Origin of the sequence: Polaribacter sp. MED152, from assembly GCF_000152945.2 — a bacterium.
GTDB lineage: Bacteria > Bacteroidota > Bacteroidia > Flavobacteriales > Flavobacteriaceae > Polaribacter.
In genome coordinates, this window is the sequence record NC_020830.1 from 2,143,735 (window position 1) to 2,169,496 (window position 25,762).

Annotated in this window: 27 protein-coding genes; 21 read left to right on the forward strand and 6 right to left on the reverse strand. The window is 29.8% G+C overall.

The window, feature by feature from the left end:
* Nucleotides 1-2 precede the first annotated feature (2 nt).
* The 12 genes from MED152_RS09515 (at nucleotide 3) to MED152_RS09570 (ending at nucleotide 10,985) form a co-directional block, all read left to right on the forward strand.
* Nucleotides 3-707, forward strand: a complete 705-nt coding sequence (locus tag MED152_RS09515; protein ID WP_015481658.1) for a LytTR family DNA-binding domain-containing protein — start codon at nucleotides 3-5, stop codon at nucleotides 705-707.
* A 220-nt stretch (nucleotides 708-927) separates the two neighbouring features.
* On the forward strand, nucleotides 928-2,160 hold the full coding sequence (locus tag MED152_RS09520) for a 3-deoxy-D-manno-octulosonic acid transferase (protein WP_015481659.1): 1,233 nt from the start codon (nucleotides 928-930) through the stop codon (nucleotides 2,158-2,160).
* Nucleotides 2,161-2,718, forward strand: coding sequence for a YeeE/YedE family protein (locus tag MED152_RS09525; protein WP_015481660.1), 558 nt, complete (start codon nucleotides 2,161-2,163; stop codon nucleotides 2,716-2,718).
* Between the two features lie 17 nt (nucleotides 2,719-2,735).
* A complete protein-coding gene (locus MED152_RS09530; protein WP_015481661.1) occupies nucleotides 2,736-3,149 on the forward strand; it encodes a YeeE/YedE thiosulfate transporter family protein in 414 nt (137 codons plus the stop codon).
* Complete coding sequence (gene moaA, locus MED152_RS09535; protein WP_015481662.1) at nucleotides 3,150-4,142, forward strand: GTP 3',8-cyclase MoaA; 993 nt, start codon at nucleotides 3,150-3,152, stop codon at nucleotides 4,140-4,142. It abuts the gene before it with no gap.
* A gap of 201 nt (nucleotides 4,143-4,343) precedes the next feature.
* Nucleotides 4,344-4,892 carry a GRAM domain-containing protein gene (locus tag MED152_RS09540; RefSeq protein WP_015481664.1) on the forward strand — a complete coding sequence of 183 codons (549 nt, stop codon included), beginning with the start codon at nucleotides 4,344-4,346 and terminating at the stop codon, nucleotides 4,890-4,892.
* Nucleotides 4,889-6,076 (forward strand): molybdopterin molybdotransferase MoeA, encoded by a 1,188-nt coding sequence (locus MED152_RS09545; RefSeq protein WP_015481665.1) that lies wholly within the window; start codon nucleotides 4,889-4,891, stop codon nucleotides 6,074-6,076. The genes MED152_RS09540 and MED152_RS09545 overlap by 4 nt, the downstream gene beginning before the upstream one ends.
* The gene (gene moaC / locus MED152_RS09550; protein ID WP_015481666.1) at nucleotides 6,076-6,552 is read left to right on the forward strand and encodes a cyclic pyranopterin monophosphate synthase MoaC; all 477 of its coding nucleotides are present in this window, start codon (nucleotides 6,076-6,078) and stop codon (nucleotides 6,550-6,552) included. The genes MED152_RS09545 and moaC overlap by 1 nt, the downstream gene beginning before the upstream one ends.
* Nucleotides 6,545-7,648: a molybdenum cofactor guanylyltransferase gene (locus tag MED152_RS09555; protein ID WP_015481667.1), complete on the forward strand. Its 1,104-nt coding sequence runs from the start codon at nucleotides 6,545-6,547 to the stop codon at nucleotides 7,646-7,648. Before moaC ends, MED152_RS09555 begins: the two co-directional genes overlap by 8 nt.
* Nucleotides 7,649-8,725 carry a HesA/MoeB/ThiF family protein gene (locus tag MED152_RS09560; RefSeq protein ID WP_015481668.1) on the forward strand — a complete coding sequence of 359 codons (1,077 nt, stop codon included), beginning with the start codon at nucleotides 7,649-7,651 and terminating at the stop codon, nucleotides 8,723-8,725.
* Nucleotide 8,726: 1 nt separating this feature from the next.
* Nucleotides 8,727-9,212: a hypothetical protein gene (locus MED152_RS09565; RefSeq protein ID WP_015481669.1), complete on the forward strand. Its 486-nt coding sequence runs from the start codon at nucleotides 8,727-8,729 to the stop codon at nucleotides 9,210-9,212.
* A gap of 3 nt (nucleotides 9,213-9,215) precedes the next feature.
* Nucleotides 9,216-10,985 (forward strand): DNA mismatch repair protein MutS, encoded by a 1,770-nt coding sequence (locus MED152_RS09570; RefSeq protein ID WP_015481670.1) that lies wholly within the window; start codon nucleotides 9,216-9,218, stop codon nucleotides 10,983-10,985.
* 5 nt (nucleotides 10,986-10,990) lie between these two features.
* On the opposite strand, the gene gldD is transcribed toward MED152_RS09570, so the two are convergent.
* Genes gldD through mutY form a run of 4 tightly spaced genes read right to left on the reverse strand, consistent with a single transcriptional unit; the run spans nucleotide 10,991 to nucleotide 14,416 of the window.
* A complete protein-coding gene (gldD, locus tag MED152_RS09575) occupies nucleotides 10,991-11,557 on the reverse strand; it encodes a gliding motility lipoprotein GldD (RefSeq protein WP_015481671.1) in 567 nt (188 codons plus the stop codon).
* Nucleotides 11,550-12,878 (reverse strand): gliding motility-associated protein GldE, encoded by a 1,329-nt coding sequence (gene gldE, locus MED152_RS09580; protein WP_015481672.1) that lies wholly within the window; start codon nucleotides 12,876-12,878, stop codon nucleotides 11,550-11,552. Before gldE ends, gldD begins: the two co-directional genes overlap by 8 nt.
* 19 nt (nucleotides 12,879-12,897) lie before the next feature.
* Nucleotides 12,898-13,332 (reverse strand): single-stranded DNA-binding protein, encoded by a 435-nt coding sequence (locus MED152_RS09585; RefSeq protein ID WP_015481673.1) that lies wholly within the window; start codon nucleotides 13,330-13,332, stop codon nucleotides 12,898-12,900.
* 40 nt (nucleotides 13,333-13,372) lie between these two features.
* Nucleotides 13,373-14,416 carry an A/G-specific adenine glycosylase gene (gene mutY / locus MED152_RS09590; RefSeq protein WP_015481674.1) on the reverse strand — a complete coding sequence of 348 codons (1,044 nt, stop codon included), beginning with the start codon at nucleotides 14,414-14,416 and terminating at the stop codon, nucleotides 13,373-13,375.
* Nucleotides 14,417-14,557: 141 nt separating this feature from the next.
* Between mutY and MED152_RS09595 the strand changes: the two genes are divergently transcribed.
* Together MED152_RS09595 and MED152_RS09600 are read left to right on the forward strand one after the other, a co-directional pair.
* Nucleotides 14,558-14,848, forward strand: a complete 291-nt coding sequence (locus tag MED152_RS09595) for an HU family DNA-binding protein (protein WP_015481675.1) — start codon at nucleotides 14,558-14,560, stop codon at nucleotides 14,846-14,848.
* Between the two features lie 288 nt (nucleotides 14,849-15,136).
* On the forward strand, nucleotides 15,137-16,687 hold the full coding sequence (locus MED152_RS09600) for a ribonuclease E/G (RefSeq protein ID WP_015481676.1): 1,551 nt from the start codon (nucleotides 15,137-15,139) through the stop codon (nucleotides 16,685-16,687).
* A gap of 84 nt (nucleotides 16,688-16,771) precedes the next feature.
* Here the strand turns inward: MED152_RS09600 and MED152_RS09605 are convergent, their stop codons facing one another.
* Nucleotides 16,772-17,827, reverse strand: a complete 1,056-nt coding sequence (locus MED152_RS09605) for an endonuclease (protein WP_015481677.1) — start codon at nucleotides 17,825-17,827, stop codon at nucleotides 16,772-16,774.
* Nucleotides 17,828-17,966: 139 nt separating this feature from the next.
* Here MED152_RS09605 and MED152_RS09610 point away from each other — a divergent pair, with 139 nt between their 5' ends.
* From MED152_RS09610 to truB, 7 genes are all read left to right on the forward strand, one after another.
* On the forward strand, nucleotides 17,967-20,720 hold the full coding sequence (locus tag MED152_RS09610) for a carboxypeptidase-like regulatory domain-containing protein (protein WP_015481678.1): 2,754 nt from the start codon (nucleotides 17,967-17,969) through the stop codon (nucleotides 20,718-20,720).
* A gap of 20 nt (nucleotides 20,721-20,740) precedes the next feature.
* Nucleotides 20,741-22,162, forward strand: a complete 1,422-nt coding sequence (locus tag MED152_RS09615) for a DUF5689 domain-containing protein (protein WP_015481679.1) — start codon at nucleotides 20,741-20,743, stop codon at nucleotides 22,160-22,162.
* A gap of 66 nt (nucleotides 22,163-22,228) precedes the next feature.
* Nucleotides 22,229-22,630: a methylmalonyl-CoA epimerase gene (mce, locus tag MED152_RS09620; RefSeq protein WP_015481680.1), complete on the forward strand. Its 402-nt coding sequence runs from the start codon at nucleotides 22,229-22,231 to the stop codon at nucleotides 22,628-22,630.
* 73 nt (nucleotides 22,631-22,703) lie between these two features.
* Nucleotides 22,704-23,582, forward strand: coding sequence for an ABC transporter permease (locus MED152_RS09625; RefSeq protein ID WP_015481681.1), 879 nt, complete (start codon nucleotides 22,704-22,706; stop codon nucleotides 23,580-23,582).
* Between the two features lie 3 nt (nucleotides 23,583-23,585).
* Nucleotides 23,586-23,828 carry a DUF3098 domain-containing protein gene (locus tag MED152_RS09630; RefSeq protein ID WP_015481682.1) on the forward strand — a complete coding sequence of 81 codons (243 nt, stop codon included), beginning with the start codon at nucleotides 23,586-23,588 and terminating at the stop codon, nucleotides 23,826-23,828.
* A gap of 3 nt (nucleotides 23,829-23,831) precedes the next feature.
* On the forward strand, nucleotides 23,832-24,629 hold the full coding sequence (locus tag MED152_RS09635) for an undecaprenyl-diphosphate phosphatase (protein ID WP_015481683.1): 798 nt from the start codon (nucleotides 23,832-23,834) through the stop codon (nucleotides 24,627-24,629).
* A 12-nt stretch (nucleotides 24,630-24,641) separates the two neighbouring features.
* Nucleotides 24,642-25,337, forward strand: a complete 696-nt coding sequence (truB, locus tag MED152_RS09640) for a tRNA pseudouridine(55) synthase TruB (protein WP_015481684.1) — start codon at nucleotides 24,642-24,644, stop codon at nucleotides 25,335-25,337.
* 5 nt (nucleotides 25,338-25,342) lie between these two features.
* Here the strand turns inward: truB and MED152_RS09645 are convergent, their stop codons facing one another.
* Nucleotides 25,343-25,708: a hypothetical protein gene (locus tag MED152_RS09645; protein ID WP_015481685.1), complete on the reverse strand. Its 366-nt coding sequence runs from the start codon at nucleotides 25,706-25,708 to the stop codon at nucleotides 25,343-25,345.
* Nucleotides 25,709-25,762 lie beyond the last annotated feature (54 nt).

Here is a 25,762-nt window from a genome sequence, read left to right on the forward strand (position 1 = left end):
TTATGGGCAAAATTAAAATTTTGGTGGTAGAAGATGAGATTATCATAGCAGATAATATTTGTAAAACGCTAGAGAGCTTAAATTATAAAGTTTTTGAACCTGTAATTAATTTTTCTGAAGCAGTAGCTAGTATAGAAAGCCATAAACCAGATATTTGTATTTTAGATATTCAATTATCAGGTAAAAAAACAGGGATAGACTTAGCTAAAAAAATAAATGCAGAATATAAGTTTCCTATTATTTTTTTAACCGCAAATGCAGATTCTGAAACACTAAATAAAGCGAAAGAAGTATCGCCAAATGCATATTTGGTAAAGCCTTTTAGTAAAAATGAATTGTATACTTCTATAGAATTGGCCATTTCAAATTATGCAAAAAAGGCCTTAAAGTTTGACCAAAAAGCAGTTTTTGTAAAAGAAAAAGGAGGCTTTAGTAAAATAAAATTCGAAGACATTCTTTTTATAAAAAGCGATCATGTGTACGTAGAAATTATACTTACCAATCACAAAAAAATAATATCTAGAATTAGTTTAAATGAAATTTCAGAAAAATTAAATGCAAGTTTTCAAAGAATTCATAGAGGTTATATTATCAATCTCAACTACTTAGAAAAGGTAAATCAAGATGCCGTTTTTGTTGCAGATTTTGATATTCCAATTGGAAAAAAATACAGAGAGGATTTAATGCAAAAGATGAATTTATCTTAGTTTTTTAACTTTCAGAACATTATTAAAGTGTTTAAGAACATTTTTTATTAGATATACTTAAATTAACCTAACTTTAACCAAAGTATAATTTCTATTTAATAATGTTGGGGGATATTATAACTAATTAAAATTATACCTATAAGCCACTCTTAAAGAGTGGCTTTTTTTATGTAATAAATGTTACGTTACTACTTACTACTATTTTGTATTTTTACACCTTATGAGTTTTCTATATAATTTAGTAGTTTACCTAGCTAAATTTTTCTTAGTACTATTGGCAAACTTCAATAAAAAAATAAAGCTTTTTGTTGATGGTAGAAAAGAAACTTTTTCTAAAATAAGCGAGTTAAAAAACCAAAAAACAATTTGGTTTCATGTAGCTTCTTTGGGCGAATTTGAACAAGCTAGGCCTATAATAGAAGAATTAAAATGCTCACACTCAAACCATAAAATTTTAGTTACTTTTTTTTCTCCTTCAGGATATGAGGTTCGAAAAGACTACAAACTAGCAGATGTAATTTGCTATTTACCTTTAGACTCTAAAAAGAATGCAAAGCAATTTATAGAAACTCTAAATCCTGAATTAGCCATTTTTGTAAAGTATGAGTTTTGGCCAAATTTTTTAAATGAATTAAAAAACAAGGAAATACCTACAATTTTAGTATCAGGAATTTTAAGAGAAAAACAACTGTTCTTTAAAAGTTATGGAGGGTTTATGAGAAACTCTTTACACGCTTTTCATCATTTCTTTGTTCAAAATGAAACTTCTAAAGAATTATTAGCTTCTATTAACTATAATAATGTAACAGTTGCAGGAGACACTAGGTTTGATCGGGTTTCTAAAATTTTAGAACAAGACAATTCACTCGATTTTATCACTCAATTTAAAGACAATAAATACACTGTTGTTGCAGGTAGCACTTGGCCTGAAGATGAAGCGTTATTAATTAATTATATCAATAACAATGCATCAGAAAATGAGAAATTTATAATTGCACCACATAATATAAACAATGAGGCCATTGTGCAACTTAAAAAAGCTATTGCCAAAAAGACAGTCTTGTATTCGGATAAAGCACATAAAAAATTAAGCAATTATCAAGTGTTCATTATAGATACTATTGGTATTCTAACCAAAGTATATGCATCCGCAAATTTGGCATATGTTGGTGGTGGTTTAAAAACAGGACTGCATAATATTTTAGAACCTGCAACTTTTGGTATTCCAGTAATTATTGGTGATAAATTTAGTAAGTTTAAAGAGGCTGTAGATTTGGTTAAAATTGGTGGATGTATATCTATTCAAAACCAAAAAGAATTTACAGAAAACATGCTACAATTAAGAGATGATAAAAATTATAGAACCTTAACAGGTACTATTAACAAAAAATATATTGAAGACAATTTAGGAGCAACAAAACAAATTATGAATTATTTAAAAACGCAATTATAAATGGATTTTCTTTTAGAACCTTGGCCTTGGTTTATTGGTGGGCCATTAATAGCTTTATCATTATTCCTTTATTTTTATTTCGGTCAAAATTTTGGTGCATCTACCAATTTCGAAACCCTTTGTACAATGGCTGGTGCAGGCAAAGTATCTGACTATTTTAAGAAAGACTGGAAACAAAGAGATTTTGCTTTGTTATTTGTAGTAGGCTTAATTATTGGTGGTTTTATATCTGCTTATTTTTTAGTTCCAAATCCTGCTATTGATTTAAACCCAACAACAGTGCAAGAATTAACAGATATAGGTTTTTCTAATGTTGGAGAAACTTATTTTCCTGCAGAAATTTTTAGTGACGATGTTGTGTTTTCCTTAAAAGGATTTTTAATATTAATACTTTCTGGTGTGTTAATTGGTTTTGGAACAAGATATGCTGGTGGTTGTACTTCTGGTCATGCAATTACAGGTTTAAGTAGTTTACAATTACCATCATTATTCGCTGTAATTGGCTTTTTTATAGGTGGTATCATAGCAACATGGTTTATAATTCCAATATTATTTTAATACAAATTAAATAACAGATGAAAAATATAAAATTTCTAATATTAGGTATCTTTTTTGCAATTGTATTAAGTAAATCTCAAGCGATTTCTTGGTATCGTTTTTACGAAATGTTTAAATTTCAATCTTTCCATATGTATGGAATCATTGGTGGAGCTGTAGTAATTTCGGCTATTATTATGCAGCTATTTAAAAGCGGAAAAATAAAAGACATTAATGGTAATAAAATTGTGCCTAAACCTAAAAAGAAAGGTGTTATAAGTACTATTTTTGGTGGAACCTTATTTGGTTTAGGTTGGGGAATTTCTGGTGCCTGTGCAGCTCCTGTATTTGTAATTTTAGGTTTCAAATTTTTGCCAGCTTTAATCATTTTAATTGGTGCTTTAATTGGTGCTTTTTTATATGGTTTAATAGCAAAAAAATTACCCAACTAAATGAGTAAATTGGTAGATAATTTTGGTAGACAAATAGAATATGTTCGATTAGCGGTTACTGATCGTTGTAATTTACGTTGCCAATATTGTATGCCTGCTCATGGTATAGATATTGTACCAAGACAAGAACTGCTTACTTTTAAAGAAATGTATCGTTTAATTCGTGTACTCACAGAATTGGGTGTAAACAAGGTGCGTTTAACAGGTGGAGAACCTTTTGTTCGGAAAGATTTTGTAGGCTTTTTAGAAATGCTTTCTTATAATGATTTATTAGATGCTATTAATATTACTACAAATGGAGCTTTAATTTCGCATCATATTCATAAAATCGAGAAGTTACAGAAAGTTAAAAACATCAACTTAAGTATAGATAGTTTGCAAAGAGAAAAATTTGCAAAAATTACAAGAAGAGATGTTTTTCCTGAAGTGTATAAAACGTTTGAATTGCTAGAGAAAAGCAGTTTAAATTTAAAGCTAAATGTAGTAGTACAATCTGGTTTTAATACGGATGAAATTGTAGAATTTGTAAAACTTACAAAAGATAAAAATGTTGCAGTTCGTTTTATAGAAGAAATGCCTTTTAATGGAAAAGGTCAGCGTGAAATGCAAGAGAATTGGACGTTCAAAAAAATTTTAAATGAAGTGAAAACTGAGTTTGAGGTACAAGAAATTCAATCAGAAAAATCATCAACTTCTAGAAATTATAAAATTGAAAATCACTTAGGAACTTTCGGAATAATTCCTGCATTTACAAGAACCATTTGTAATGATTGTAATAGAATACGAATAACAAGTACAGGTACTTTTAAAAATTGCTTGTTTGATGATGGTGTTTTTAATCTAAGAGATTTTATAAGAAAAGGAGCAAGTAACGATGATTTAAAAGAACTCTTTTTATCTTTAGTAAAAGAAAAACCAGAAAACGGTTTTATTGCAGAAGCAAACCGTAAAAAAGGAAATGTTTCTGAAAGTATGAGTACAATTGGAGGCTAGTTATGGTTTATAGTTTTTCATTCATATTTGGTGGACTAATTTTGATGCTTGTAGTGCTTAAGTTAAAAAAAACAGATAGAAATATTTTTGACGAGACTAAATCTGTGGAAGGAATTTTTGCTGCTATTCTAGCTATTATTATCGGAATTGTTACATTATTTATTGGGTGGAAATAGGTCAAATTTTTAATTAGTAAAAGTTATGAATAACAAAAAAGTGCAATACACAAAAAAAGAATTTAAGATTGATTTAACCTGGAAACAAAGAATTTCATCTATGTTTTTTACGTCCATCATTTATGGAGCAGTATTGTTTCTATTTGATAGGAATCAAAACATAAACTCAATAATTTTTCAAGCAATCTTTTTTGGTGTTTTGTTTGTTTTGATATTTCCTTGGGCTATGAAAAAAATGCTATCTAAAAAAGTAAATAATATTAAACCTGATTTGCTGAATAATGAAACAGTTGAAGAAGAAATTTTTGCAAACTTATTTAGAGGTATAGAAGGTGTTGGAGGTAAGATCTTTTTAACCAATGAGCGATTAATTTTCAAAAGTCATTCTTTAAATATTCAGAAAGGGCAAACTGATATTAATTATTCAGATATAGTTTCTGTAGATAAAAGAAAAACCGCTAAATTAATTTACAATGGAATTAGAATTATCACAAAACAGGGAGTAAAATATGATTTTGTTGTAAACGATAGAAATATTGAATTGCAGAAAATTCAACAAAAACTTTCTAAATGATATCAGTAAAAGAAGCAAAAAATATTATTTTAAATTCAATTCAAGAATTTGGAGTTGAAGAAGTTCCGTTTCTTAAATCTGTTGGAAGAATTTTAAAGGAGGACATTGTTGCAGATAGAGATTTTCCACCATTTAATAGAGTTTCTATGGATGGAATTTGCATAAACTTTAATCAATTCAAAGAGGGGCAAAGAGCATTCAAAGTAGAAGGTATTCAAGCAGCAGGTAGTGAACAAATCACACTACAAAATCCTAAGAATTGTATTGAAGTGATGACAGGTGCAGTACTACCTAAAAATGCAGATACTGTAATTCGCTATGAAGATGTATGTATCAAAGATGGCATTGCTACTATTAATGTAGATGAGATTAAGCAACATCAAAACATTCATCAAAAAGGAAAAGATGGTAAAGCTGGTGCTGTTTTAATTCAGAAAAATAAAATCATTTCGGCTGCAGAAATTGGAGTTTTAGCTACTGTTGGTAAATCAAAAGTGAAAGTGGCAAAACAACCAAAAGTGATGATCGTTTCCACAGGCGATGAATTGGTTGGCGTAGAAGAAATGCCTTTAGAACATCAAATAAGAAGAAGCAATGTGTTTACGTTAGTTTCGTTGTTAGAAAGAATTCAGATTTCATCAGAAACTGCACATATTACAGATGATAAACCAATTTTAAAATCAAAAATAAAACGTTATTTGCAAGAATATGATGTATTGCTTTTTAGTGGAGCAGTAAGTAAAGGTAAGTTTGATTATTTACCCGAGGTTTTTGAGGAATTAGGAGTAGAAAAATTATTTCATAAAGTAGCTCAGAGACCAGGGAAACCTTTTTTCTACGGAAAAACGAGTGATTGTAATATCTTCGGTTTTCCTGGGAATCCGATTTCAACTTTTGTAAATTGTCTAGCATATTTTTATCCTTGGTATTACAAATCTGTAGGATTAGAAACCAAAGAAGAAACAGCTATTTTAACCAAAGATGTGGTTTTTAAACCAGGGTTAGAATATTTTTTACAAGTTAAGTTGAGCAATAAATATGGTCATTTGTTAGCAACACCAATCACAGGTAATGGCTCAGGAGATTTAGCAAGTTTGGTTCATGCAGATGCTTTTATTCATTTACCAAATGATAAAACTGTTTTTAAAACAGGTGAGAATTACCCAATAATAAGATATAGATAATGAGCGATTTTAGTCATTTAAATTCAGAAGGAAATCCTAAAATGGTAAATGTTTCTGACAAGAAAATTACCAAAAGAACAGCCATTGCAAAAGCAACAATGTTTCTAGGAAATGAAGTAATTGCTCATTTTTTAAATGACGAGTTAATTACCAAGAAAGGGCCTGTTTTTCAAACGGCTATTATTGCAGGGATTCAGGGTGTTAAAAAGACCTCAGATTTAATTCCTATGTGTCATCCATTATTAATTAATGGGGTAGACGTAGACATAAATATTACAGATGATGAACATGTAGATGTTATTTGTAAAGTTACAATTACAGGCAAAACAGGAGTAGAAATGGAGGCCTTAACAGGTGCAAATATTGCGTGTTTAACTATTTATGATATGTGCAAAAGCATCAGTCAGAAAATGATAATTAAAGAAGTGAAATTGTTAGAAAAAACAGGAGGAAAATCGGATATTAAAAATGGCTAAACATCAAAAACATACCAACTTAGTAAGAAGAAATAATGATAATTTTGCGCCTAATGAAATTGCTATTTTAGGAGCAAAATGTGATATCATCTCAGATTTAGTTTTTAAAGTTTCTCAAAATTTAAAGAACTATAAATTAGCGTATTTTGATGCTTCTCACGCTAAAAACGTCGAAGAAAATAAACTGTCAGAATATATTTTTCATCATGAAGGAAATTTACAGATCACCACAACTGGAGCCATAAATAAATACCAACAACGCTTAGATTTTGCCCAGTTTGATTACGTTTTTATTAACGGAAATCATTATCAAGGAGCAAAACAAATTTTAATATTAGACAAAGCCAAAGAAGCTTCTGTGTTAAAAAGATTAGATCAATTAGATAATATTCAATTTATCATCAAATTGGATTCAGAAACTGAGTTTTTTGACTTTTTAGTAGAGAAGTATCCAAATATTAAAAACAAACATTGCTATACAATTGGTGAGATTGATAAAATTACCAATCACATTCATAATTTAGTTCAAGAAAAAATTGCTCCCATAAAAGGTTTGGTTTTGGTTGGCGGAAGAAGTACAAGAATGGGTACAGATAAATCTGAACTCGATTATTTTGGAAAGCCACAAAAACAAAGAGCAAAAGAATTATTAGAACTTAATAATTTAGAAACATTTTATTCGGTTCAAGAAAGTAGTAATGAAAATGAAATTTCAGATAAATTTGTAAATCTTGGTCCTTTTGGTGGTATATGTTCTGCGTTTCAAAAAGATCCAAATTCAGCTTGGTTTGTATTGGCTACAGATTTACCATTTGTGAATGAAGAAATTATTCAATTGCTTTTAAAACATAGAAATCCGTCTAAAGTAGCCACAGCAATAAAAGGTAAAAACAAGGAATTTGTAGAACCTTTAATCTCCATTTACGAGCCCAAAGCATATCCTATTTTATTACAATATTTAGCTCAAGGTTATTCTTGTCCACGCAAAATGTTAATCAATTCTGATGTAGAAATTGTAGAAATAGATGATGATTTTATTAGAAACATAAACACTCCAGAAGAATTTAAAGCAGCAAAAGAAGAGATAAATTCATAAATGAAACCTACAAAAAATCAACTTTTTAAACGTCAAATTACTTTGTCAGAAATTGGTGAAGCTGGGCAAGAAAAGCTGCAGAATGCTTCAGTTTTAGTGGTTGGTTGTGGAGGTTTAGGTAGCCCAATTGCTGTGTATTTGGCTTCAAGTGGTATTGGTAGAATTCATTTAGTAGATTTTGATACGGTTGATATCAGCAATTTGCACAGACAAGTTTTTTATGCTTTAGATGATGTAGGCAAACCAAAAGCCGAAGTTTTACGTAAGTTTATACAACAAAGAGCACCTTTTACAAAAATAGAAGTTACCAACAAAGCTGTTTCTAAAGACAATATTTTTGAGTTGCTAGAAAACATAGATGTTGTAGTTGATGGCACAGATTCTTTACCAACAAAATATTTGTTGAATGATGCCTGTGTTCTAAAACAAAAACCTTTAGTGTATGGTTCTTTGTATAAATTTGATGGTTATGTTGCCTCGTTTAATATGCTTCAGCAAGATGGAAGTTATTCCGCGAATTTAAGAGATGCGTTTCCTGAAATGGCAACAGATGTTCCTAATTGCGAAGAAGCAGGAACACTAAATGCCATTGTTGGTTTTATTGCAACAGCTCAAGTTAATGAGGTTTTAAAAATAATAACAGGAGTTGGAAAACCGCTAAATAATGAATTGTTAATTTATAATTCGTTGCAAAACACACAATTAAAAATGAAGTTAAAATCTATTTTTACCAAAGATAAAATTAGCAAAATCTTCAAAGTACAAACTTATGTAGATGCAGCTTGTGCAAACCAAAATCCTGATTGGCAAATAACACCTGAAGAACTAAAAGAGAAATTAACTGATGATAATATTGAAATTATAGCAGTATTAAATAATTTGAAATTACCTTTTAAGGTGCATCAAACCATACATATTAATCAGTTTGATGCAGAAAAGATAGAGGTAGATCACAACAAAACCTATGTTATGGTTTGTCAGCGAGGTTTAAACAGTTACAGAGCTACAGAAAGATTAAAGAAAAAACACCCCAATTTAAAGGTGTTGAATTTAACTGGGGGAATTTCTAGTTATTAAAATGACGAGTAACAAAACTGGTATTGTAAAAATAGTTTCAGGTAAAAGACCTTGGTACGAAAGAATTTTGGCGTCGGTTTTTTATGGTTCAGGATTTTACCTAATTTTTTTGTTCTACAAAAATGTTGAATATACTTTTACAGAAGAGTATTATATAAGTAATTTAGAGGTTCTGTCTGCATTAGTAGTGATTTTTAGTTTTGCAGTGAGATATTCTTATACAGTTAATCATCATTTTGATTTTGATCGAAAAAGATATAGAAAGTATTTTTCAGTAGGTCCAATTGGAATTGGAAAATGGGAAAAGTTAAAAACTCTTATAAGAGTTTCTACTTTTTTAAACGGACAAGGAAATTGTGAAGTTAATATTTGGGATGTTCATAATAAGAAATACAGAATAGCTTATTTTTTTGAAGTAGAAGATGCTGTAACTTATGGCAGAACTTTGGCTGATAAATTAGAAATTAAATTTTTGGAAAGAAGTTAAAGAATGCAAAACCCAACAGAATTTTATAAGCAACAAAAGACTAAGTTAGAAGTTAAATCTACAAACCTTAGAAAAAAATTAATCAATTTAGGTATAATAAGGTTTGCAGTTTTTCTAGTGATAATTATCTCTGTTTATCTTACTTTTAGTGATATTCCTTTAGCTTTAACTCTTGGATTTTTAGGATTTTCTTTATTTACTTTTTTGGTGGTAAAATTCATTAGTATAAAAAGAGAAAAAGCAATTATTGATCTAAAAATTCAAATTAATTCTTTAGAAATCGAGGTATTACAAGGTAATTTTCACGATTTAGAAACTGGTAAAGAATTTGTTGATACTGCTCACTTTTATAGTAATGATATCGATTTGTTTGGTAAAGGTTCTTTCTTTCAATACACAAACAGAACAGCTACTTTAGAAGGTAAGAAAACCCTAGCTAACATTCTAACTTCTAATAATATTGAGGCTATACAAGCAAAGCAAGAGGCCATTGAAGAATTGTCGAACAAAGTAAGTTGGAGACAGCATTTTTCTGCTTTAGCGAGTCTAGTCACAGTTAAAGATACTTCGAATACTATTCTAAGTTGGATTGTAAATTATAAATCTGTTTTCTCTAAATATTTAGCTAAAATTCAAGTAGTTTTTTCTATTATTTCTGTTCTATTGATTGGTTTAATTTCATTCGGAACTTTATCTTTTTCTTTTCTAACTGTTTGGTTTTTTACAGGTCTATTTATAACAAGTAGGTATTTAAAGAAAACAAATAATTTATATGCTGAAGCAGGCAAAGCAAAAGAGACTTTTAAGCAATATCATCAACTATTAAATGAGATTGAAAAAGAGCAATTTGTTGCTGAAAACTTAATAGCTAAACAAACTGTAATTCAATCAGAAAACAAAAAAGCATCAACCATATTTAAAGAGTTTTCTAAAATATTAGATGCTTTTGATAATCGAAACAATATTGTAATTGCAGTTATAGGAAATGGCCTTTTTCTTTGGGATATTCTAAATGCTTGCAAAGTAGAAAAGTGGATTTCTAGCTACAAACACACAGTAGAAAATTGGTTTCAGGTGGTTGCTTATTTTGATGCACAAAACTCATTGGCCAATTTTAAATTTAATCATCCAGCATTTGTGTTTCCAGAAATTTTGGTAGATAAAGAAATTATAAAGTCTACGAATTTAGGGCACCCTTTATTAAAAGCTCATAAAAGAGTGGATAATGATTTTATAATTAATGATGCCCAATTTTATATAATAACTGGTGCAAATATGGCTGGTAAAAGTACTTTTTTAAGAACTGTTTCTTTAGCAATAGTAATGGCAAATTGCGGTTTACCTGTTTGTGCAGAAAGCTTCAAATATCATCCTATAAAATTAATTACTAGTATGCGAACTTCAGATTCTTTAACTGAAGATGAATCGTATTTTTATTCTGAATTAAAGCGCTTAAAATTTATTGTAGATCAAATACAAAAGGAGAAATATTTTATTATTCTAGACGAGATTTTAAAAGGAACCAATAGTAAAGATAAAGCTACAGGCTCTAAAAAGTTTGTCGAAAAATTATCTAAATCTAAATCAACAGGAATTATAGCTACTCATGATGTGAGCTTGTGCGCTTTAGAAAATGAATTCACAGCAATCAAAAATTATTATTTTGATGCAGAAATTAGCAATAATGAATTGCATTTTGATTACACCTTAAAAAACGGAGTTTGTAAAAATATGAATGCCTCTTTCCTTTTAGAAAAAATGGATATTGTGTAGTTGTATTATTCTTTCCACTCCAAGCTTTCCATTAATTTTAGAATATCACTTTTAATATAAGCAACAGCAGGTAAAATAGAGTCGTAATTTGGTTTTGCGTAAAAATATAAAGAGCCTTTTATAAAGTTTTTTGTACTATCTGTAGCATGAAATTGTAAGTGAGATGCTGCATTTCCTGTAATTTCATATAAACTACCAAACACTTTGTTTTCTTCGTTTACAAAATCTCTAGGTATAATTTGTTCAGCCTTAACAGCATGTTTAAAAACTAATTTTTCTGCTTCTGTTAAGAGTTCTGTTAGATTATTTTCTACAGGTCTGTAGGTAATGTCTATAGATGCTTTTAGGTTAGGGTATTTAATTTTTAGCCAATTATTCTTTTCATCTACAGTAATGCTCTGTGTAGGTATTTCAAAAAAATAAGGGCGTTCTAATTCTAATGATTTGTATTTATTTTCTGGATATTCTAAACTCAAATACCCTTTAGGTTTTGGCAATACTTCATCTTTACAAGAAGTAGTAATTACCAATATGAATACAGCTATTAAATACCTTAAAATTCTATTATACATTTCTTGTAGCTTTAACTTGTTTTATGCGTTTTTTATCTAACGCTTCAATAGTAAACGTATAATTCTTAAAGTTTATTTTCTCTCCTTTTTTAGGAAATTTACCTGAAATTTCTAAGATAAAACCAGCTAAGGTTTCACTTTCTCCTTTCTCTTCCTCAAAGATTTCTTCATCTTCATCATCTAAGACTTTACAGAAATCTTTAATAGTAGTTTTGCCTTCAAAAATGTAATTGTTGCTATCAATCTTAGAATATTGCAAATCATCATCATCAAATTCGTCATTTATATCACCTACAATTTCTTCAATAACATCCTCTAAAGTTACCAAACCACTTGTGCCTCCATATTCATCTACAACAATTGCTAAATGATTTTTACGATCCCTAAAATCGTCTAATAAATCATCTAACTTTTTATTTTCTGGTACAAAAAAGGCTTCTCTTACTAAAGATTGCCATTTAAAATTCTTTTTATTTAAATGTGCCAATAAATCTTTAGCATATAAAACACCTATAATATTGTCTATATTTTCTTTGTAGACAGGATTTCGAGAATATCCGTTTTCTAAAATTTTATTGAGCACAACTTCATAATTTTCTTCATCAGAAAGCGCAAAAATGTCTATTCTTGGTTTCATGATTTGCACAGTTTCTGTGTTACCAAAATTTACGATTCCTTCTAAAATCTTTTGCTCGTCTTTGGTTGTTGCGCCTTCAGAAGTAAGTTCTAATGCCTGTGACAAAGTCTCTACAGAAAAGTTAGAGTTTTTATTGCCTAATTTCTTTTCAATAAACTTTGTTAAAGCGATTAATGGTAGTGTAAAAGGAGTTAAAATTACATTTACAACATGTATAAATTTAGACATGTTTTTAGAAAAACGAAGCGCATTTCTAGATGCATATACTTTAGGTAAAACTTCACCAAAAAGTAAAATTAAAAAGGTAACCAATACAATTTCTATTAAAAATCGAATAGGTACCACAAAAAGATATAAGTTAAGCTGATAATCAAAACCACTAAATAAAGTTTCTGCTAAAGAAGCAAATAACAGTACAATAAGAATATTGATAAAATTATTGGTGATAAGAATAGTTGCCAATAACTTTCTGGGTCTTTCTAATAGAGTAACGATTACATTGGTTTCTTTACTTTCATTTGAAAGTTCGTTTAAATCTGTTTGAGAAAGAGAGAAAAAAGCAACTTCAGTACCCGAAATTAATGCAGAGCTAATTAAAAGAATAATAAGAGCAATTGCATTTATGCCAGTTATAAAATCAATTGATGCAAGTAGTAAGAATAAAGGTTCAGGATCTGGATCCAATTTTATGGTTTTTGGTTAATTAAAATGGTAAATCGTCATTTTCTTCTTCAACAATAGTATTTTTTGCAGGTGCTGCAGGTGGTTCTGTTTGCTGAATTGTATTTGAAGGCTCCGCATTTCTTTTTGTAGTTAGCATTGTCATTTCATTTACTTGAACTTCTGTAGAGTAACGTTTCACTCCATCTTGTTCCCATTGTCTGTTTTTTAATTTGCCTTCTACGTAAACTTTATCGCCTTTGGTTAAATATTTTTCACAAACCTTAGCCAGCCCATTTCTAACAACAATATTATGCCAATCTGTATTTGTTATTTTTTCTCCAGTTTGTTTATTGGTATAGCTTTCTGAAGTTGCTATAGGAAAACGACCCACACAATTTTGATCATCAAAATAATGCATTTTTACTTCGTCTCCTAAATTTCCTATTAAAATAACTTTGTTAATTGTACCTGCCATAGCTTGTTTGTTTCTTACTCAAATGTACTAAAAAAAATGATTAATTTTTGAGTTTAAAATCTTCTAGGAAATTTGCAATTAGAACTGGTACAGGATAATCTTCTATGTTTTTCCAAGAAATGTTTGCAGAAGTAAGCTGTTCTGTTTCTATTACCCAAAACTGTGTGTACAAATGCTGATGAGAGAGTTTGTGTACTATATCTTTTTTGTTAAATAACGATATTGAAACATCATTTGGAAAAAGTTCGTTAAACATTTCTGATGCTAGCAGCTCCTCTTTAGTGATCATATGAGTGTCTTCCAATAAAGGAAATTGATAAAGTCCTTGCCAAATACCCTTACCTTTTCTTTCTGTAAGAATTGTTTTATCATCTTTAGTTTTTACCACTAAATAGTTAAAGTATCGTTTTTTTACTTTTACTTTCTTTTCTTTTACAGGTAAAACTTCAATTAAATTCTTTTGTAAGGCTACACAACTTTCAGAAAAAGGACAAAACATACAAAATGGTTTTTTAGGTTTACATTGTATAGCACCAAAATCCATAATTGCTTGGTTAAAAGTACCTGGTTGTGATTTATCGATTAAACTTTGTGCCAGTTCTTTAAACTCTTTTATTCCTTTAGATGAATTAATAGGTGTGTTAATGCCAAAATACCTAGAGAGTACTCTATATACATTGCCATCTACAACTGCTGTTGGCTCATTAAAGGCAATTGAGGCAATTGCAGATGCTGTGTAATCACCAACACCTTTTAATTTTATGATGTCTTTAAACGTACTTGGAAACTCGCCATTAAAATCTGAAACAATTTGTTTGGCAGAAAAGTGTAAATTTCTAGCCCTAGAGTAATAACCTAAACCTTGCCACATTTTTAAAACGGTGCTTTCATCTGCATTTGCAAGGTCGAAAACTGTTGGAAAATTGGTCGTAAATTTCTGGTAATAGTCTAAACCTTGCGCAACTCTTGTTTGCTGCAACATAATTTCTGACAACCAAATAAAATATGGATTTTTAGTTTTACGCCAAGGCAAATCCCTTTTGTTTTGTAAGTACCAGAAAATTAAAGTGTTAGAAAATTTCATTTTTAAAAAATAGATTTGCAATATTACATTTTAAAATTCACATAATTTTAAGTCTTTAAGTTTTCGGAATTGATTAATTATCATATATTTGCATCCGCATTTTTGAAACAAAATAATTAAGAATATAGTAAAAATAGAAACATGACGAAAGCAGATATCGTATCAAAAATTTCAGATAAATCAGGAATCGAAAAAACAGATGTTTTAGCAACAGTTGAAGCATTTATGACTGAAGTTAAAGATGCATTAGAAAATGGTGATAATGTTTATTTAAGAGGTTTTGGTAGTTTTATTATCAAAACAAGAGCAGAAAAAACTGGTAGAAATATTTCAAAGAATACAACTATTAAGATTCCAGCTCATAATATTCCAGCTTTTAAACCAGCTAAAACTTTTACAGAAGGTGTAAAAAATAAAGTAGCTGTTAAATAACAAAATATTAATCTAAACCGTTAAAGGTTTGCAAAACACTAGAATTTATGCCAAGTGGTAAAAAAAGAAAGAGAGCAAAAATCTCTACGCACAAAAGAAAGAAAAGAGCTAGAGCTAATAGACACAAGAAAAAGTAAGCATTTGCTTACTTTTTCGTTTATTGTTTAGCGAAAAAATTACAAGTTCATTGACATCGAGGTTATTTAAACAAACCTCAAATGGTATTACAAATACCTGACAATATTAATCCATCTGCACAAATATGTGCAGTGTTAAAACCAGTTCAGTATGAAAACAGAATTAATAATTCGTAGTAATTCATCTGATATTGATTTTGCCTTATTAAGAGATGGAAAACTTATTGAATTAAATAATGAAACAACTGATAACAAATTCTCTGTTGGCGATATTTTTTTGGCCAAAATAGGAAAAGTGTTAACAGGTTTAAACGCTTCGTTTGTAAATGTAGGCTATCCAAAAGATGGTTTTTTACATTATCATGATTTAGGAGCGCAAGTAAACTCATTAAACTCGTTCATTAAGAAAGTAAGCACAGGTAGGTATAAAGAATTCACTTTAAAGAACTTTCGAAAGGAAGCAGACATCAACAAAGACGGTAGTATTAAAGATGTACTAAAAACAGGGCAAAACCTATTAGTACAAATAGTAAAAGAACCAATTTCTACAAAAGGCCCAAGATTAAGTTCTGAGCTGTCTATAGCAGGTAGATTTTTGGTCTTAGTTCCTTTTTCTAACAGAGTATCTGTATCTCAAAAAATTGCAGATCCTAAAGAAAAAGAACGTTTAAAAAGATTAGCGAAAAGCATTAAACCTAAAGGGTTTGGTGTTATTTTAAGAACTGTTGCAGAAGGTAAAAAAGTAGCAGAATTAGATAAAGATTTGCAAAACTCTTTAGAACGCTGGAAAACAATGTGTAAGAGAATACCTAACACAAACACTCCAACTAAAATTTTAAGCGAGCTAAACAGAGCATCTTCTATTCTAAGAGATGTTATGAATGAATCCTTCACAAATATTGTAACAAATGACGAAACTTTGAAAGTAGAAATAAAAGAGTATTTACAGGAAATATATCCTGAAAAGGAAAAGATTGTAAAACTTCATAAATCTACAGTTCCAATTTTTGAAAAATATGGAATAGAAAGACAAATTAAAACATCGTTTGGAAAAACAGTTTCTATGAGCAAAGGTGCCTATTTAGTTATAGAGCATACAGAAGCTTTACACGTTATTGATGTTAATAGCGGAAACAGATCTAACAAAGCAGGTTCTCAAGAAGATACAGCATTAGAAGTAAACTTAATTTCTGCCACAGAAATTGCACGTCAATTACAATTGCGTGATATGGGTGGTATTATTGTAGTTGATTTTATTGATATGCATAAAGCTGAAAACAGAAATAAATTGTTTCAGCATCTTAAAGAGCAAATGGCTTTAGATAGAACAAAACACAAAATTTTACCACCAACTAAATTTGGATTAGTGCAAATTACAAGACAAAGGGTTAGACCTGAGTTAAGTATAAAAACTACCGAGCCAAATCCGAATAAAGATGGTCAAGTAGAAGCTCCTATTGTTTTATTAGATAAAATAGAAGCTGATTTAGAGAAATTCATTTCTAAATTAGAGAGCAGCAAATCAACCAATAAAAAGATTCAATTACATATTCATCCTTTTATTGCTGCCTATTTAACTAAAGGAGTTAACTCAGTACGTTTTAAGTGGTACTTAAAACACAAAAAGTGGATTACAATTATACCTAGAGACGCTTACACATATTTATATTATAAATTTACTTCTGTTAAAGAAGAAGTTTAAAATGTAATAAGGCAATAATTTATTATCATAAAAAAACCCGAAACTTTTACAGTTTCGGGTTTTTTGTTTTTAGAATATTCTGTTTTATTTCTTTTTTTTAATCAAATACATATATACAGGGTAATGATCTGAATAACCACCTGTATAACCACCATATGAAAAACTTCTAAAAGGGTAGCCTTTAAACTGGCCTTTTCTATTGGTTAAAAAACGCTTATTAAAAATCATTGCTTTAAACATTTTATAATCAGAGAAGTCTTTTTCACCTTTATCTAATAAGGGTGATGAAATTAAGATCATATCAAATAAATTGATGTTATCTCTATATCCTAAGGTGTTAAAACCTCTTCTATGCAAATCTTCATAAGGGTTGTAAATGTCTAAATCACCCACTTCACTTTTATCACTTTTTGTTTTTAGAACTTCTTTAAAACTAGAGTTTGTTGGGTCATCATTAAAATCGCCCATTGTTATAATCTTAGCATTTGGGTCTTTCTCTCTAATTTGTGCTATAATTTTTGTGTTTTGGTATGCCGCTTTTTCACGCAAAGGCCTGCTTTTTGCTTCTCCACCACTTCTAGAAGGCCAGTGGTTTACAATAACATGTATTAATTCATCATCTAAATATCCAGAAACTAAAAGCTGATCTCTGGTATAAACCTTATATCCATTTCTATAAATATTAGGATTAAAAACTTCATGATGCACAGGTTTAAAATATCTTTTTTGATACAAGATTGCTACATCAATTCCACGTTTGTCTGGAGAATCATAATGTATAATTCCATACCCTTTTTTAGCTAAATTTTTAGACTTCACCAAATCTTCTAAAACACTAAGATTTTCAACTTCCGACACACCTAAAAGAGTAGGAGAAGTATTTGCTTTATCTGCCCCAATTTGCACAATAACACTACTTAACTTATCAATCTTATCCCAATAAACCTCGGACCTGTTAGACTTAAGCTCCATCATTGGGCTAGCTTCATCATTTATAGAAGTGTCGTTAATAGTATCGAATAAGTTTTCTAAATTATAAAATGCTATGGTTCTAATATTGTATTGCTTACCTTTTTTTTGAGCTTGTACTGTAAAGGCTACTATAAAAAGTAGCACTAAAAAAGATAGTGTTTTTTTCATTTCTTTAAGTTTTTGCAATAATATAAAACATATTGTATGCTGGAAATTATATAATGTTATATTAACATTAGGGTTTCTTAAAATATGTTAATTTTGCGCGAAATTGGTATTGAATATTTAATTAATTTAAAAAATTTTTATGAAACAAACTGTTTTAACAGTATTATTGTTTTGCTTCTTTATAACAGGGCTGCAGGCACAAAATATTGTAAAAGGAATTGTTGTTGATGGCGATTCTGAAAAACCTTTAAATGATGTTTCTGTTACTTTAAGCAAAAATAGTTCTTACATGGTAAAAACAGACCAAAATGGTGTTTTTACATTGCAAAAGTTAAGTAATGGCAGTTACATTTTACAAATTAAGTTAAAGGGTTACGAAGTTCAAAATTTTCCTGTAGAGCTTACTGGTAATTCAATTGATTTAGGAACTATTTTATTATATAAAGATTTTTCTATAGATCAAGATTTAAGTTTAATTACAATTACAGATGATGAATTAAATGATGATGCAAGTGCTGCAGATAATATTGCTGGTTTATTACAAGCTACAAGAGATATTTATTTAAGAACAGCCGCTTTTGAATTTAGTTCTTCTTTCTTTAGAATAAAAGGTTTAGATTCTGGTAATGGTAAAGTACTAATTAACGGAATTGAAATGAATAAGTTATATGATGGAAGAGCTCAATGGAGTAACTGGGGTGGTTTGAATGACGTTTTAAGAAATCAGGAATTTAGTAATGGTTTAGCACCATCTAACTATACTTTTGGTGGAATTTTAGGTTCTACAAATATAGATACTAGAGCTTCAGAACAAAGAGCAGGTACTCGTATTTCATATTCTTCATCTAACAGAAGTTATGTACACAGAGTTATGGCTACACATTCTACAGGTACTTTAGAAGGGGGTTGGTCTATGACGTTTTCTGGAAGTAGAAGAACTGGTATAGAGGGTTTTAATGAAGGTACTTCTTACAATGCCTACTCTTTATTTGCGTCTATAGAAAAGAAGATAAACGACAATCACAGCGTAAACTTCACCTCTATTTTTACACCTAATAGAAGAGGTAAATCATCTCCAAACACTCAAGAAGTTTTTGACTTAAAAGGTATTGCTTATAATGATTATTGGGGATATTTAAATGACAGAAAAGTAAACTCTAGAATTAAAGAAGTAGAAGAGCCAATTCTAATGTTAAATCATTATTGGGATTTGAATGATAAAACTTCTTTACAAACAAACGTTGCTTATCAATTTGGTAAAATAGGTAACAGTCGTTTAGATTTTAATGGAGGTGCAAATCCGAGTCCAACTTACTACCAATACTTGCCAAGCTTCTTTGAAAGAAATGATGATTTAGAAGGTGCGTATGAGGCTAGAGACCGTTTTGAGAATGATGGTCAATTAGATTGGAACAGAATTTTTGATGCAAACATTACAAACAGAGCAGCTGGTTTAAACAATGCTTATGTTTTGTATGAAGACAGAAATGATGATAAACAGCTTACTGTTAATTCAATTTTAAATTCAGAATTAACAGAGAATATTACTTTAAATGCAAAATTAGAATACAAAAGATTACGTTCTCATAGTTTTGCTGAGGTAATCGATTTATTAGGAGGTACAGGTTATTTAGATATAAATCCGTTTGCAGATACTATGGATGCTATGCAAAACAACTTGTTAGACCCAAATAGAGTGGTTGGAGTTGGAGAAACATTCAGGTACAACTACAAATTAAATTCAGATGTGGTTGGTGCTTTTACTCAAGCACAATTTAAATACAATAAAGTAGATTTTTATGGTGCTGTAAATGTTTCAAGAACCACACATCAAAGAGAAGGTTTATATCAAAATGGACGTTTTGTAAATAATTCTTTAGGCCTATCTGAAAAGTTAGATTTTACAAACTATGGTTTAAAAGCGGGTGCAACTTATAAAATTACTGGGCGTCATTTAATAGATGCAAATGTTGCTTATATGACTCAAGCACCTACAATTAGAAACTCTTTTTCTAACTCAAGAGAAAACAACACAGTTGTAGAAGATTTACAAAGCGAAAAAGTATTTTCTACAGACTTAAGTTACATTGTTAGAAGCCCTATTATTACGTCTAGATTAACAGCTTACTACACAAATGTACAAGATGCAACAGAAATATCTTTCTATTTTGCAGATGGTGTTGGAGGAGATAACACAGCATTTGTACAAGAGGTTTTATCAGGAATAGAAAGAAATCACATTGGTTTAGAATTAGGTATAGAAGCACAAGTAACTTCTACAATTAAATTAAAAGGTGCAGCATCAATTGGGCAATTTACCTATGCTAATAATCCAGATTTATACCTAACATCTGATGTTGCAGATAATGGTGGTTTTGATAGCAACTTTAGATCTAAAAACTACGTAGCTTTATTAGAAAACTACAAATTGGCTTCTGGCCCTCAAAATGCTTATTCAGTAGGATTTGAATACAGAGATCCAGATTATTGGTGGGTTGGTGCAACAACCAACTTCTTTACAAATACGTATGTAGATGTAGCACCTTTAACAAGATCTTCTAATTTCTATGAAGATGCAGATGGTTTACCATTTAGCGATTACGATCCAGAATTAGCCAAAGAATTATTACAACAAGAAAAGTTTGACGATTATATGGTTGTAAACTTAATTGGTGGTAAATCTTGGAAAATAGGAGATAAGTTTATTAGTGTTTTTGCAACTGTGAATAACCTATTTAACAAAGAATACAAATCTGGTGGATTTGAACAGGGAAGAAACGCAAATTTCAGACAATTAAGAGATGATAAAGCGTTAGATACTCCAGTTTTTGGTAACAAATATTGGTATGGTAGAGGTACAACGTACTTTTTAAATGTGAACTTAAGATTTTAATGATATTAAATAAATTAATTATGAAAACAAATAAAACAATCATCTTATTATTAGCTTTTGTAGCTAGTATATATTTTACATCGTGTGTAGAGGATGGAGATTTTACTGTACCTCAAAGTATAGGCGCAGAAGAAAATGCAGCAGTTGAAACAATAGAAGCAGAACTAGCAGATCCAAATAGCGGTTTAACAGAAATTTCTATTTCAAATTTAGCTGGCTTGGTTGTAAATGGTCAAGCAACAGAAATTACATCAAACATTGTTGTTAAGGGTTATGTAACATCATCAGACGAAACAGGTAATTTTTACAAAGAATTTTTTATTCAAGATAAGCCAGAAAATCCAACAGCTGCAATAAAAGTAGCTTTAGAATTGGTAGATTCTTACAACAAATTTAATATAGGTAGAGAGGTTTATGTAAGATTAAATGGGTTATATGTTGGTGAAGTTCGTTCAGGAGATGGTGTAGCAACAATTGGTGGTGATAAAAACGATGATGGAGATGAAGTAGAAAACTTATCTCTAAATCAATTAGAAACAAAATTATTTAGATCATCAAACACAGAAACTATTGTACCATTAAGCGTAAAATTCTCAGAAATTAACGCCAGTCATATTGGTATGTTTGTTCAAGTAGATAACGCTCAGTTTCCAACAACTTTAGCTGGTAAAACGTACGTTGATGCTAATGATCAGTTCGATACTCAAAGAACGTTACAAAGTTGTGATGGTTTTGGTTTTACAACCTTTATCTTAGAAACTTCTGCATTTGCAAGTTTTAAGTTTGCTACACTTCCAGAAGGTGGTGGTTCTATTTCAGGTGTTGTTTCTAAAACTTTTAATGGTAGTGATTTAGTTTTAGCATTAAATAATAATTCTGATGTGGATATGTCTGGAGCTAGATGTACACCTTTAGATATTAATGACTTTAATGTAATTGTAGAAGAAGATTTTGATTCTGGTGTAGATAACACAACATTCAATTTTCCTGGCTGGACAAACTTTGCTGAAGAAGGAAGCGAATTATGGACAGAGCAGGTTTTTAGTGGTAATGGTTATGGAGAATTCAGTACGTTTAGATCTGGAGATGACGTAAATGTTGGTTGGTTAATTTCACCAAGTATAGATATGGATGCTCAAACAAACGAGTTCCTAAACTTTCAAGTAGCACAGCACCATTTAGATTCTGTAGACAATACTTTAGAAGTATTTGTATCTACAGACTATGATGGTTCTAATGTAGCTGCTGCAACTTGGCAACCAGTCTCTGCAAACTTACCTGTACCAAGCGATTCTTGGTATGCATTTAAAGATTCTGGTTTGGTAGATTTATCTACTTATACAGGTACGCTTTATGTAGGTTTTAAAGTTACAGGTTCAGGTAATGACACTACCTTAGATGGTGCTTATATGATAGACGATTTTAAAGTATTAGCTCAATAAGCTTACTTTTTTAAATAAATCTAAAACCAGTAAAGTTTTCTTTACTGGTTTTTTTATTTTTACACTATGAATAAGATAGAACATATAGGTATTGCAGTTAAAGATTTAGAAAAATCAAATAAGGTTTTTGCATCGCTTTTTGGTGAAGAACACTACAAAATAGAAGAGGTTTTATCAGAAGGAGTAAAAACATCATTTTTTAAAACAGGCCCCAATAAAATTGAACTTTTAGAGGCTACAAATGAAGAAAGTCCTATTGCTAAATTCATAGCCAAGAAAGGCGAAGGTATACATCACATTGCCTTTGCTGTAGATGATATTCTTAGCGAAATAAAAAGATTAAAAGAAGAAGGTTTTGTTGTTTTAAACGAAACCCCAAAAAAAGGAGCAGACAATAAATTGGTAGCCTTTGTTCATCCTAAATCTACAAATGGTGTGCTTGTAGAATTGTGCCAAGAAATCAATTAGTTAAAATACTGCAAACTCTTCTTATCAACTGATTTCTAATTATTATCTTGCAATCGATTAAACCTTAAAATCAATGTCCAAAAAATTTGATTCTTATCAAAAAAGACGCTTACAATCTTCTTACATATCTGTTGTAATTAGTATTGCTTTGGTGTTATTTATGGTGGGTGTTTTAAGTTTAATAGTTTTAAAAAGCACAAAAGTTGCTAACTACGTTAAAGAAAAAGTGGCTATTACACTTTTTATAAAAGATAATGTTACTCAGAAGCAAATTAAAACATTTAGAGAATCTTTGTTAGAAGAAGAGTTTACTAAAAAAGCAATTTATACAAGTAAAGCTCAAGCAGCAAAAAGGTTTAGTGAGCAAATAGGTGAAGATTTTTTAGAGTTTTTAGGAGAAAATCCGTTAAAAAACGGAGTTGACATTTACCTAAAAGCAGACTATGTTACTCCAGAAAAAGTAGCTGAGTTAGAACAAAGGTTTCAAAAAAATGCTTTTGTAGCTGATGTTTCTTATGATAAACCATTAATAAATCTACTAACTAAAAATATAAAGCGTATTAGCTTTTGGCTTTTGGTTTTAAGTAGTTTTTTTGGCTTAGTAGCCATGATTTTAATAAACAGTTCTATACGATTATCTATCTATTCTAAACGTTTTAATATTAAAACAATGCAAATGGTTGGAGCTACAAAGAGTTTTATTAGAAGACCATTTATTTTTAGAAGCTTAAAATTAGGTTTGTTAGGTGCATTGATTGCATTAATGGGTATAGCAGTTATTATTTACTATTTAGACAAATACATACCAAGTTTAAACTTTTTAGAAGATTATGTTACCTTAACTTACATATCAGGTATTGTAATTTTATCTTCATTAATCATTACTTGGATTAGCACATTTTTTGCAACACAACGTTTTTTAAACTTGCAAACAGACGAATTATATTATTAAACTATGAAAAATAAGGTACAGCAAAAACCAGAGTTTTTATTTGGTAAAAGAAATTATATCATAATGCTTATAGGCATTGTGTTTATTACTGTTGGATTTATATTTATGTCTGGAGGAGGTAGTGATGACCCAAATGTTTTTAATGAAGAAATCTATAATTGGCAAAGAATTCGTTTGGCACCAACTTTAGTGATTATTGGTTTAGCTATCGAGATTTATGCAATTTTAGCAGATCCTAAAAAATAATATATGGACATTATAGAAGCTATTGTTCTTGGCGTAATTCAAGGTCTAACGGAGTTTTTACCAGTTTCTTCTAGTGGTCATTTAGAATTGGCTAAAGCTATTTTGGGTGATACATCTGTACCTGAAGAAAGTTTAACTTTTACTGTGGTTTTACATTTTGCAACAGCCCTTAGTACATTAGTAATTTTTAGAAAAGAAGTAGCAGAAATCTTAAAAGGTTTATTTCAGTTTAAATGGAATGATCAAACTAAATTTTCTATCAAAATTATTATTTCTATGATACCAGCTGTCATTGTAGGTTTATTGTTTGAAGAACAATTAGAAGCCTTTTTTGGAGGTAAAATACTTTTGGTAGGTATTATGCTTTTAGTTACAGCTGTTTTATTATTATTAGCAGATAAAGCCAAAAACACGAATAAAGAAGTCTCTTTTTCAAACTCAGTAATTATTGGTATTTCACAAGCTATTGCTATGTTACCAGGTATTTCTAGATCTGGAGCAACTATATCTACATCCGTTTTATTGGGTATAGACAGAACCAAAGCTGCTCGTTTTTCCTTTTTAATGGTGGTACCATTAATCTTTGGTAAAATAGGTAAAGATGTTTTAAGTGGAGATTTAAATTTTCAATCTTCAGAGATGTTACCAATAAGTGCAGGTTTTATAGCTGCATTTTTAGCTGGTATTTTGGCTTGCAAATGGATGATTGCTTTAGTGAAAAAAAGCAAACTGTCTTACTTTTCATTATACTGTGCAATTGTAGGATTTATAGCTATTGCTTACAGCTTATTCTCGGCATAAATTCAGTTGTTGATGACAGAAGAAGATTATAAAAACGGACAAGTTTTACTGATTGATAAACCACTTACATGGACCTCTTTTCAAGTGGTAAATAAATTGCGTTGGCATATTAAGCAACGATTTAACATCAAAAAAATTAAAGTGGGTCATGCAGGTACTCTAGATCCGTTAGCTACTGGTTTGTTAATTATTTGTACAGGTAAACAGACTAAAGAAATAAATACTTATCAAGGTCAAATAAAAGAATATACAGGTACTTTTACAATTGGATCTACTACACCTAGTTATGACCTAGAAACTGAAGTAGATGAAACGTTTTCTACAGAACATATTACTTCAGATTTATTAAAAGAAACTACCTTACAGTTTATTGGAGATATTCAACAAAAGCCACCTATTTTCTCTGCAATTAAGAAAGATGGTAAACGCTTGTATGAATTGGCTAGAAAAGGAGAAACAACAGAAATTAAATCGAGAACAGTTACTATACCTGAATTTGAAATTACAAAAGTAGCGCTACCAAATGTTGAATTTAGAGTTGTTTGTTCTAAAGGAACTTACATTAGATCTCTTGCTTACGATTTTGGAAAAGCACTTAACTCTGGTGCTCATTTATCTGTTTTAAGAAGAACAAAAATTGGAGAATTTTCTGTAGAAAATGCAGAATCTATAGAAGGTTTTATAGAAAAGCTAAAATCTGAAGATTAATTTTTTTATTCGTTTTTAATTTCTTCAAAGTTTAGAATGGCTTTTATTTTATGTTTAGCATTGGTGTCTAAATACAATTCTTGGTCTTTTAAAAGCTTAATTTTTTTCTCTTTTCCTTTTAGAATAGTGTACGTCTTTAAGATTTCACCATTTTTTTGAATACGAATACTAAATTTTTTCTTTCCTGTATTTTTTACAATCGCGTAACAATCTTGTCCATAATAAGGGTTTATTGCACCATCTTGACCTTTTCCTTTACCAGTTATGAGCATGTTTACATTTGCATCAAGTTCAAATTTATTTTCTTGAGAGTAAATTTCTAGGTTAGTAAATAATAGACAAACAAATAGCAGAGTAAAAACATTTTTCATAATAAATGAATTAAGATTGGTAACGATTAAAACTCTAAATTACTGAAAATGAAT

What these genes read in the sequence shown, in the direction of transcription:
- MED152_RS09515 (WP_015481658.1), top strand. Translation starts at nt 3, where the DNA reads ATGGGCAAAATTAAAATTTTGGTGGTAGAAGATGAGATTATCATAGCA.
- MED152_RS09520 (WP_015481659.1), top strand. Translation starts at nt 928, where the DNA reads ATGAGTTTTCTATATAATTTAGTAGTTTACCTAGCTAAATTTTTCTTA.
- MED152_RS09525 (WP_015481660.1), top strand. Translation starts at nt 2,161, where the DNA reads ATGGATTTTCTTTTAGAACCTTGGCCTTGGTTTATTGGTGGGCCATTA.
- MED152_RS09530 (WP_015481661.1), top strand. Translation starts at nt 2,736, where the DNA reads ATGAAAAATATAAAATTTCTAATATTAGGTATCTTTTTTGCAATTGTA.
- moaA (WP_015481662.1), top strand. Translation starts at nt 3,150, where the DNA reads ATGAGTAAATTGGTAGATAATTTTGGTAGACAAATAGAATATGTTCGA.
- MED152_RS09540 (WP_015481664.1), top strand. Translation starts at nt 4,344, where the DNA reads ATGAATAACAAAAAAGTGCAATACACAAAAAAAGAATTTAAGATTGAT.
- MED152_RS09545 (WP_015481665.1), top strand. Translation starts at nt 4,889, where the DNA reads ATGATATCAGTAAAAGAAGCAAAAAATATTATTTTAAATTCAATTCAA.
- moaC (WP_015481666.1), top strand. Translation starts at nt 6,076, where the DNA reads ATGAGCGATTTTAGTCATTTAAATTCAGAAGGAAATCCTAAAATGGTA.
- MED152_RS09555 (WP_015481667.1), top strand. Translation starts at nt 6,545, where the DNA reads ATGGCTAAACATCAAAAACATACCAACTTAGTAAGAAGAAATAATGAT.
- MED152_RS09560 (WP_015481668.1), top strand. Translation starts at nt 7,649, where the DNA reads ATGAAACCTACAAAAAATCAACTTTTTAAACGTCAAATTACTTTGTCA.
- MED152_RS09565 (WP_015481669.1), top strand. Translation starts at nt 8,727, where the DNA reads ATGACGAGTAACAAAACTGGTATTGTAAAAATAGTTTCAGGTAAAAGA.
- MED152_RS09570 (WP_015481670.1), top strand. Translation starts at nt 9,216, where the DNA reads ATGCAAAACCCAACAGAATTTTATAAGCAACAAAAGACTAAGTTAGAA.
- gldD (WP_015481671.1), bottom strand. Translation starts at nt 11,557, where the DNA reads ATGTATAATAGAATTTTAAGGTATTTAATAGCTGTATTCATATTGGTA.
- MED152_RS09585 (WP_015481673.1), bottom strand. Translation starts at nt 13,332, where the DNA reads ATGGCAGGTACAATTAACAAAGTTATTTTAATAGGAAATTTAGGAGAC.
- mutY (WP_015481674.1), bottom strand. Translation starts at nt 14,416, where the DNA reads ATGAAATTTTCTAACACTTTAATTTTCTGGTACTTACAAAACAAAAGG.
- MED152_RS09595 (WP_015481675.1), top strand. Translation starts at nt 14,558, where the DNA reads ATGACGAAAGCAGATATCGTATCAAAAATTTCAGATAAATCAGGAATC.
- MED152_RS09600 (WP_015481676.1), top strand. Translation starts at nt 15,137, where the DNA reads ATGAAAACAGAATTAATAATTCGTAGTAATTCATCTGATATTGATTTT.
- MED152_RS09605 (WP_015481677.1), bottom strand. Translation starts at nt 17,827, where the DNA reads ATGAAAAAAACACTATCTTTTTTAGTGCTACTTTTTATAGTAGCCTTT.
- MED152_RS09610 (WP_015481678.1), top strand. Translation starts at nt 17,967, where the DNA reads ATGAAACAAACTGTTTTAACAGTATTATTGTTTTGCTTCTTTATAACA.
- MED152_RS09615 (WP_015481679.1), top strand. Translation starts at nt 20,741, where the DNA reads ATGAAAACAAATAAAACAATCATCTTATTATTAGCTTTTGTAGCTAGT.
- mce (WP_015481680.1), top strand. Translation starts at nt 22,229, where the DNA reads ATGAATAAGATAGAACATATAGGTATTGCAGTTAAAGATTTAGAAAAA.
- MED152_RS09625 (WP_015481681.1), top strand. Translation starts at nt 22,704, where the DNA reads ATGTCCAAAAAATTTGATTCTTATCAAAAAAGACGCTTACAATCTTCT.
- MED152_RS09630 (WP_015481682.1), top strand. Translation starts at nt 23,586, where the DNA reads ATGAAAAATAAGGTACAGCAAAAACCAGAGTTTTTATTTGGTAAAAGA.
- MED152_RS09635 (WP_015481683.1), top strand. Translation starts at nt 23,832, where the DNA reads ATGGACATTATAGAAGCTATTGTTCTTGGCGTAATTCAAGGTCTAACG.
- truB (WP_015481684.1), top strand. Translation starts at nt 24,642, where the DNA reads ATGACAGAAGAAGATTATAAAAACGGACAAGTTTTACTGATTGATAAA.
- MED152_RS09645 (WP_015481685.1), bottom strand. Translation starts at nt 25,708, where the DNA reads ATGAAAAATGTTTTTACTCTGCTATTTGTTTGTCTATTATTTACTAAC.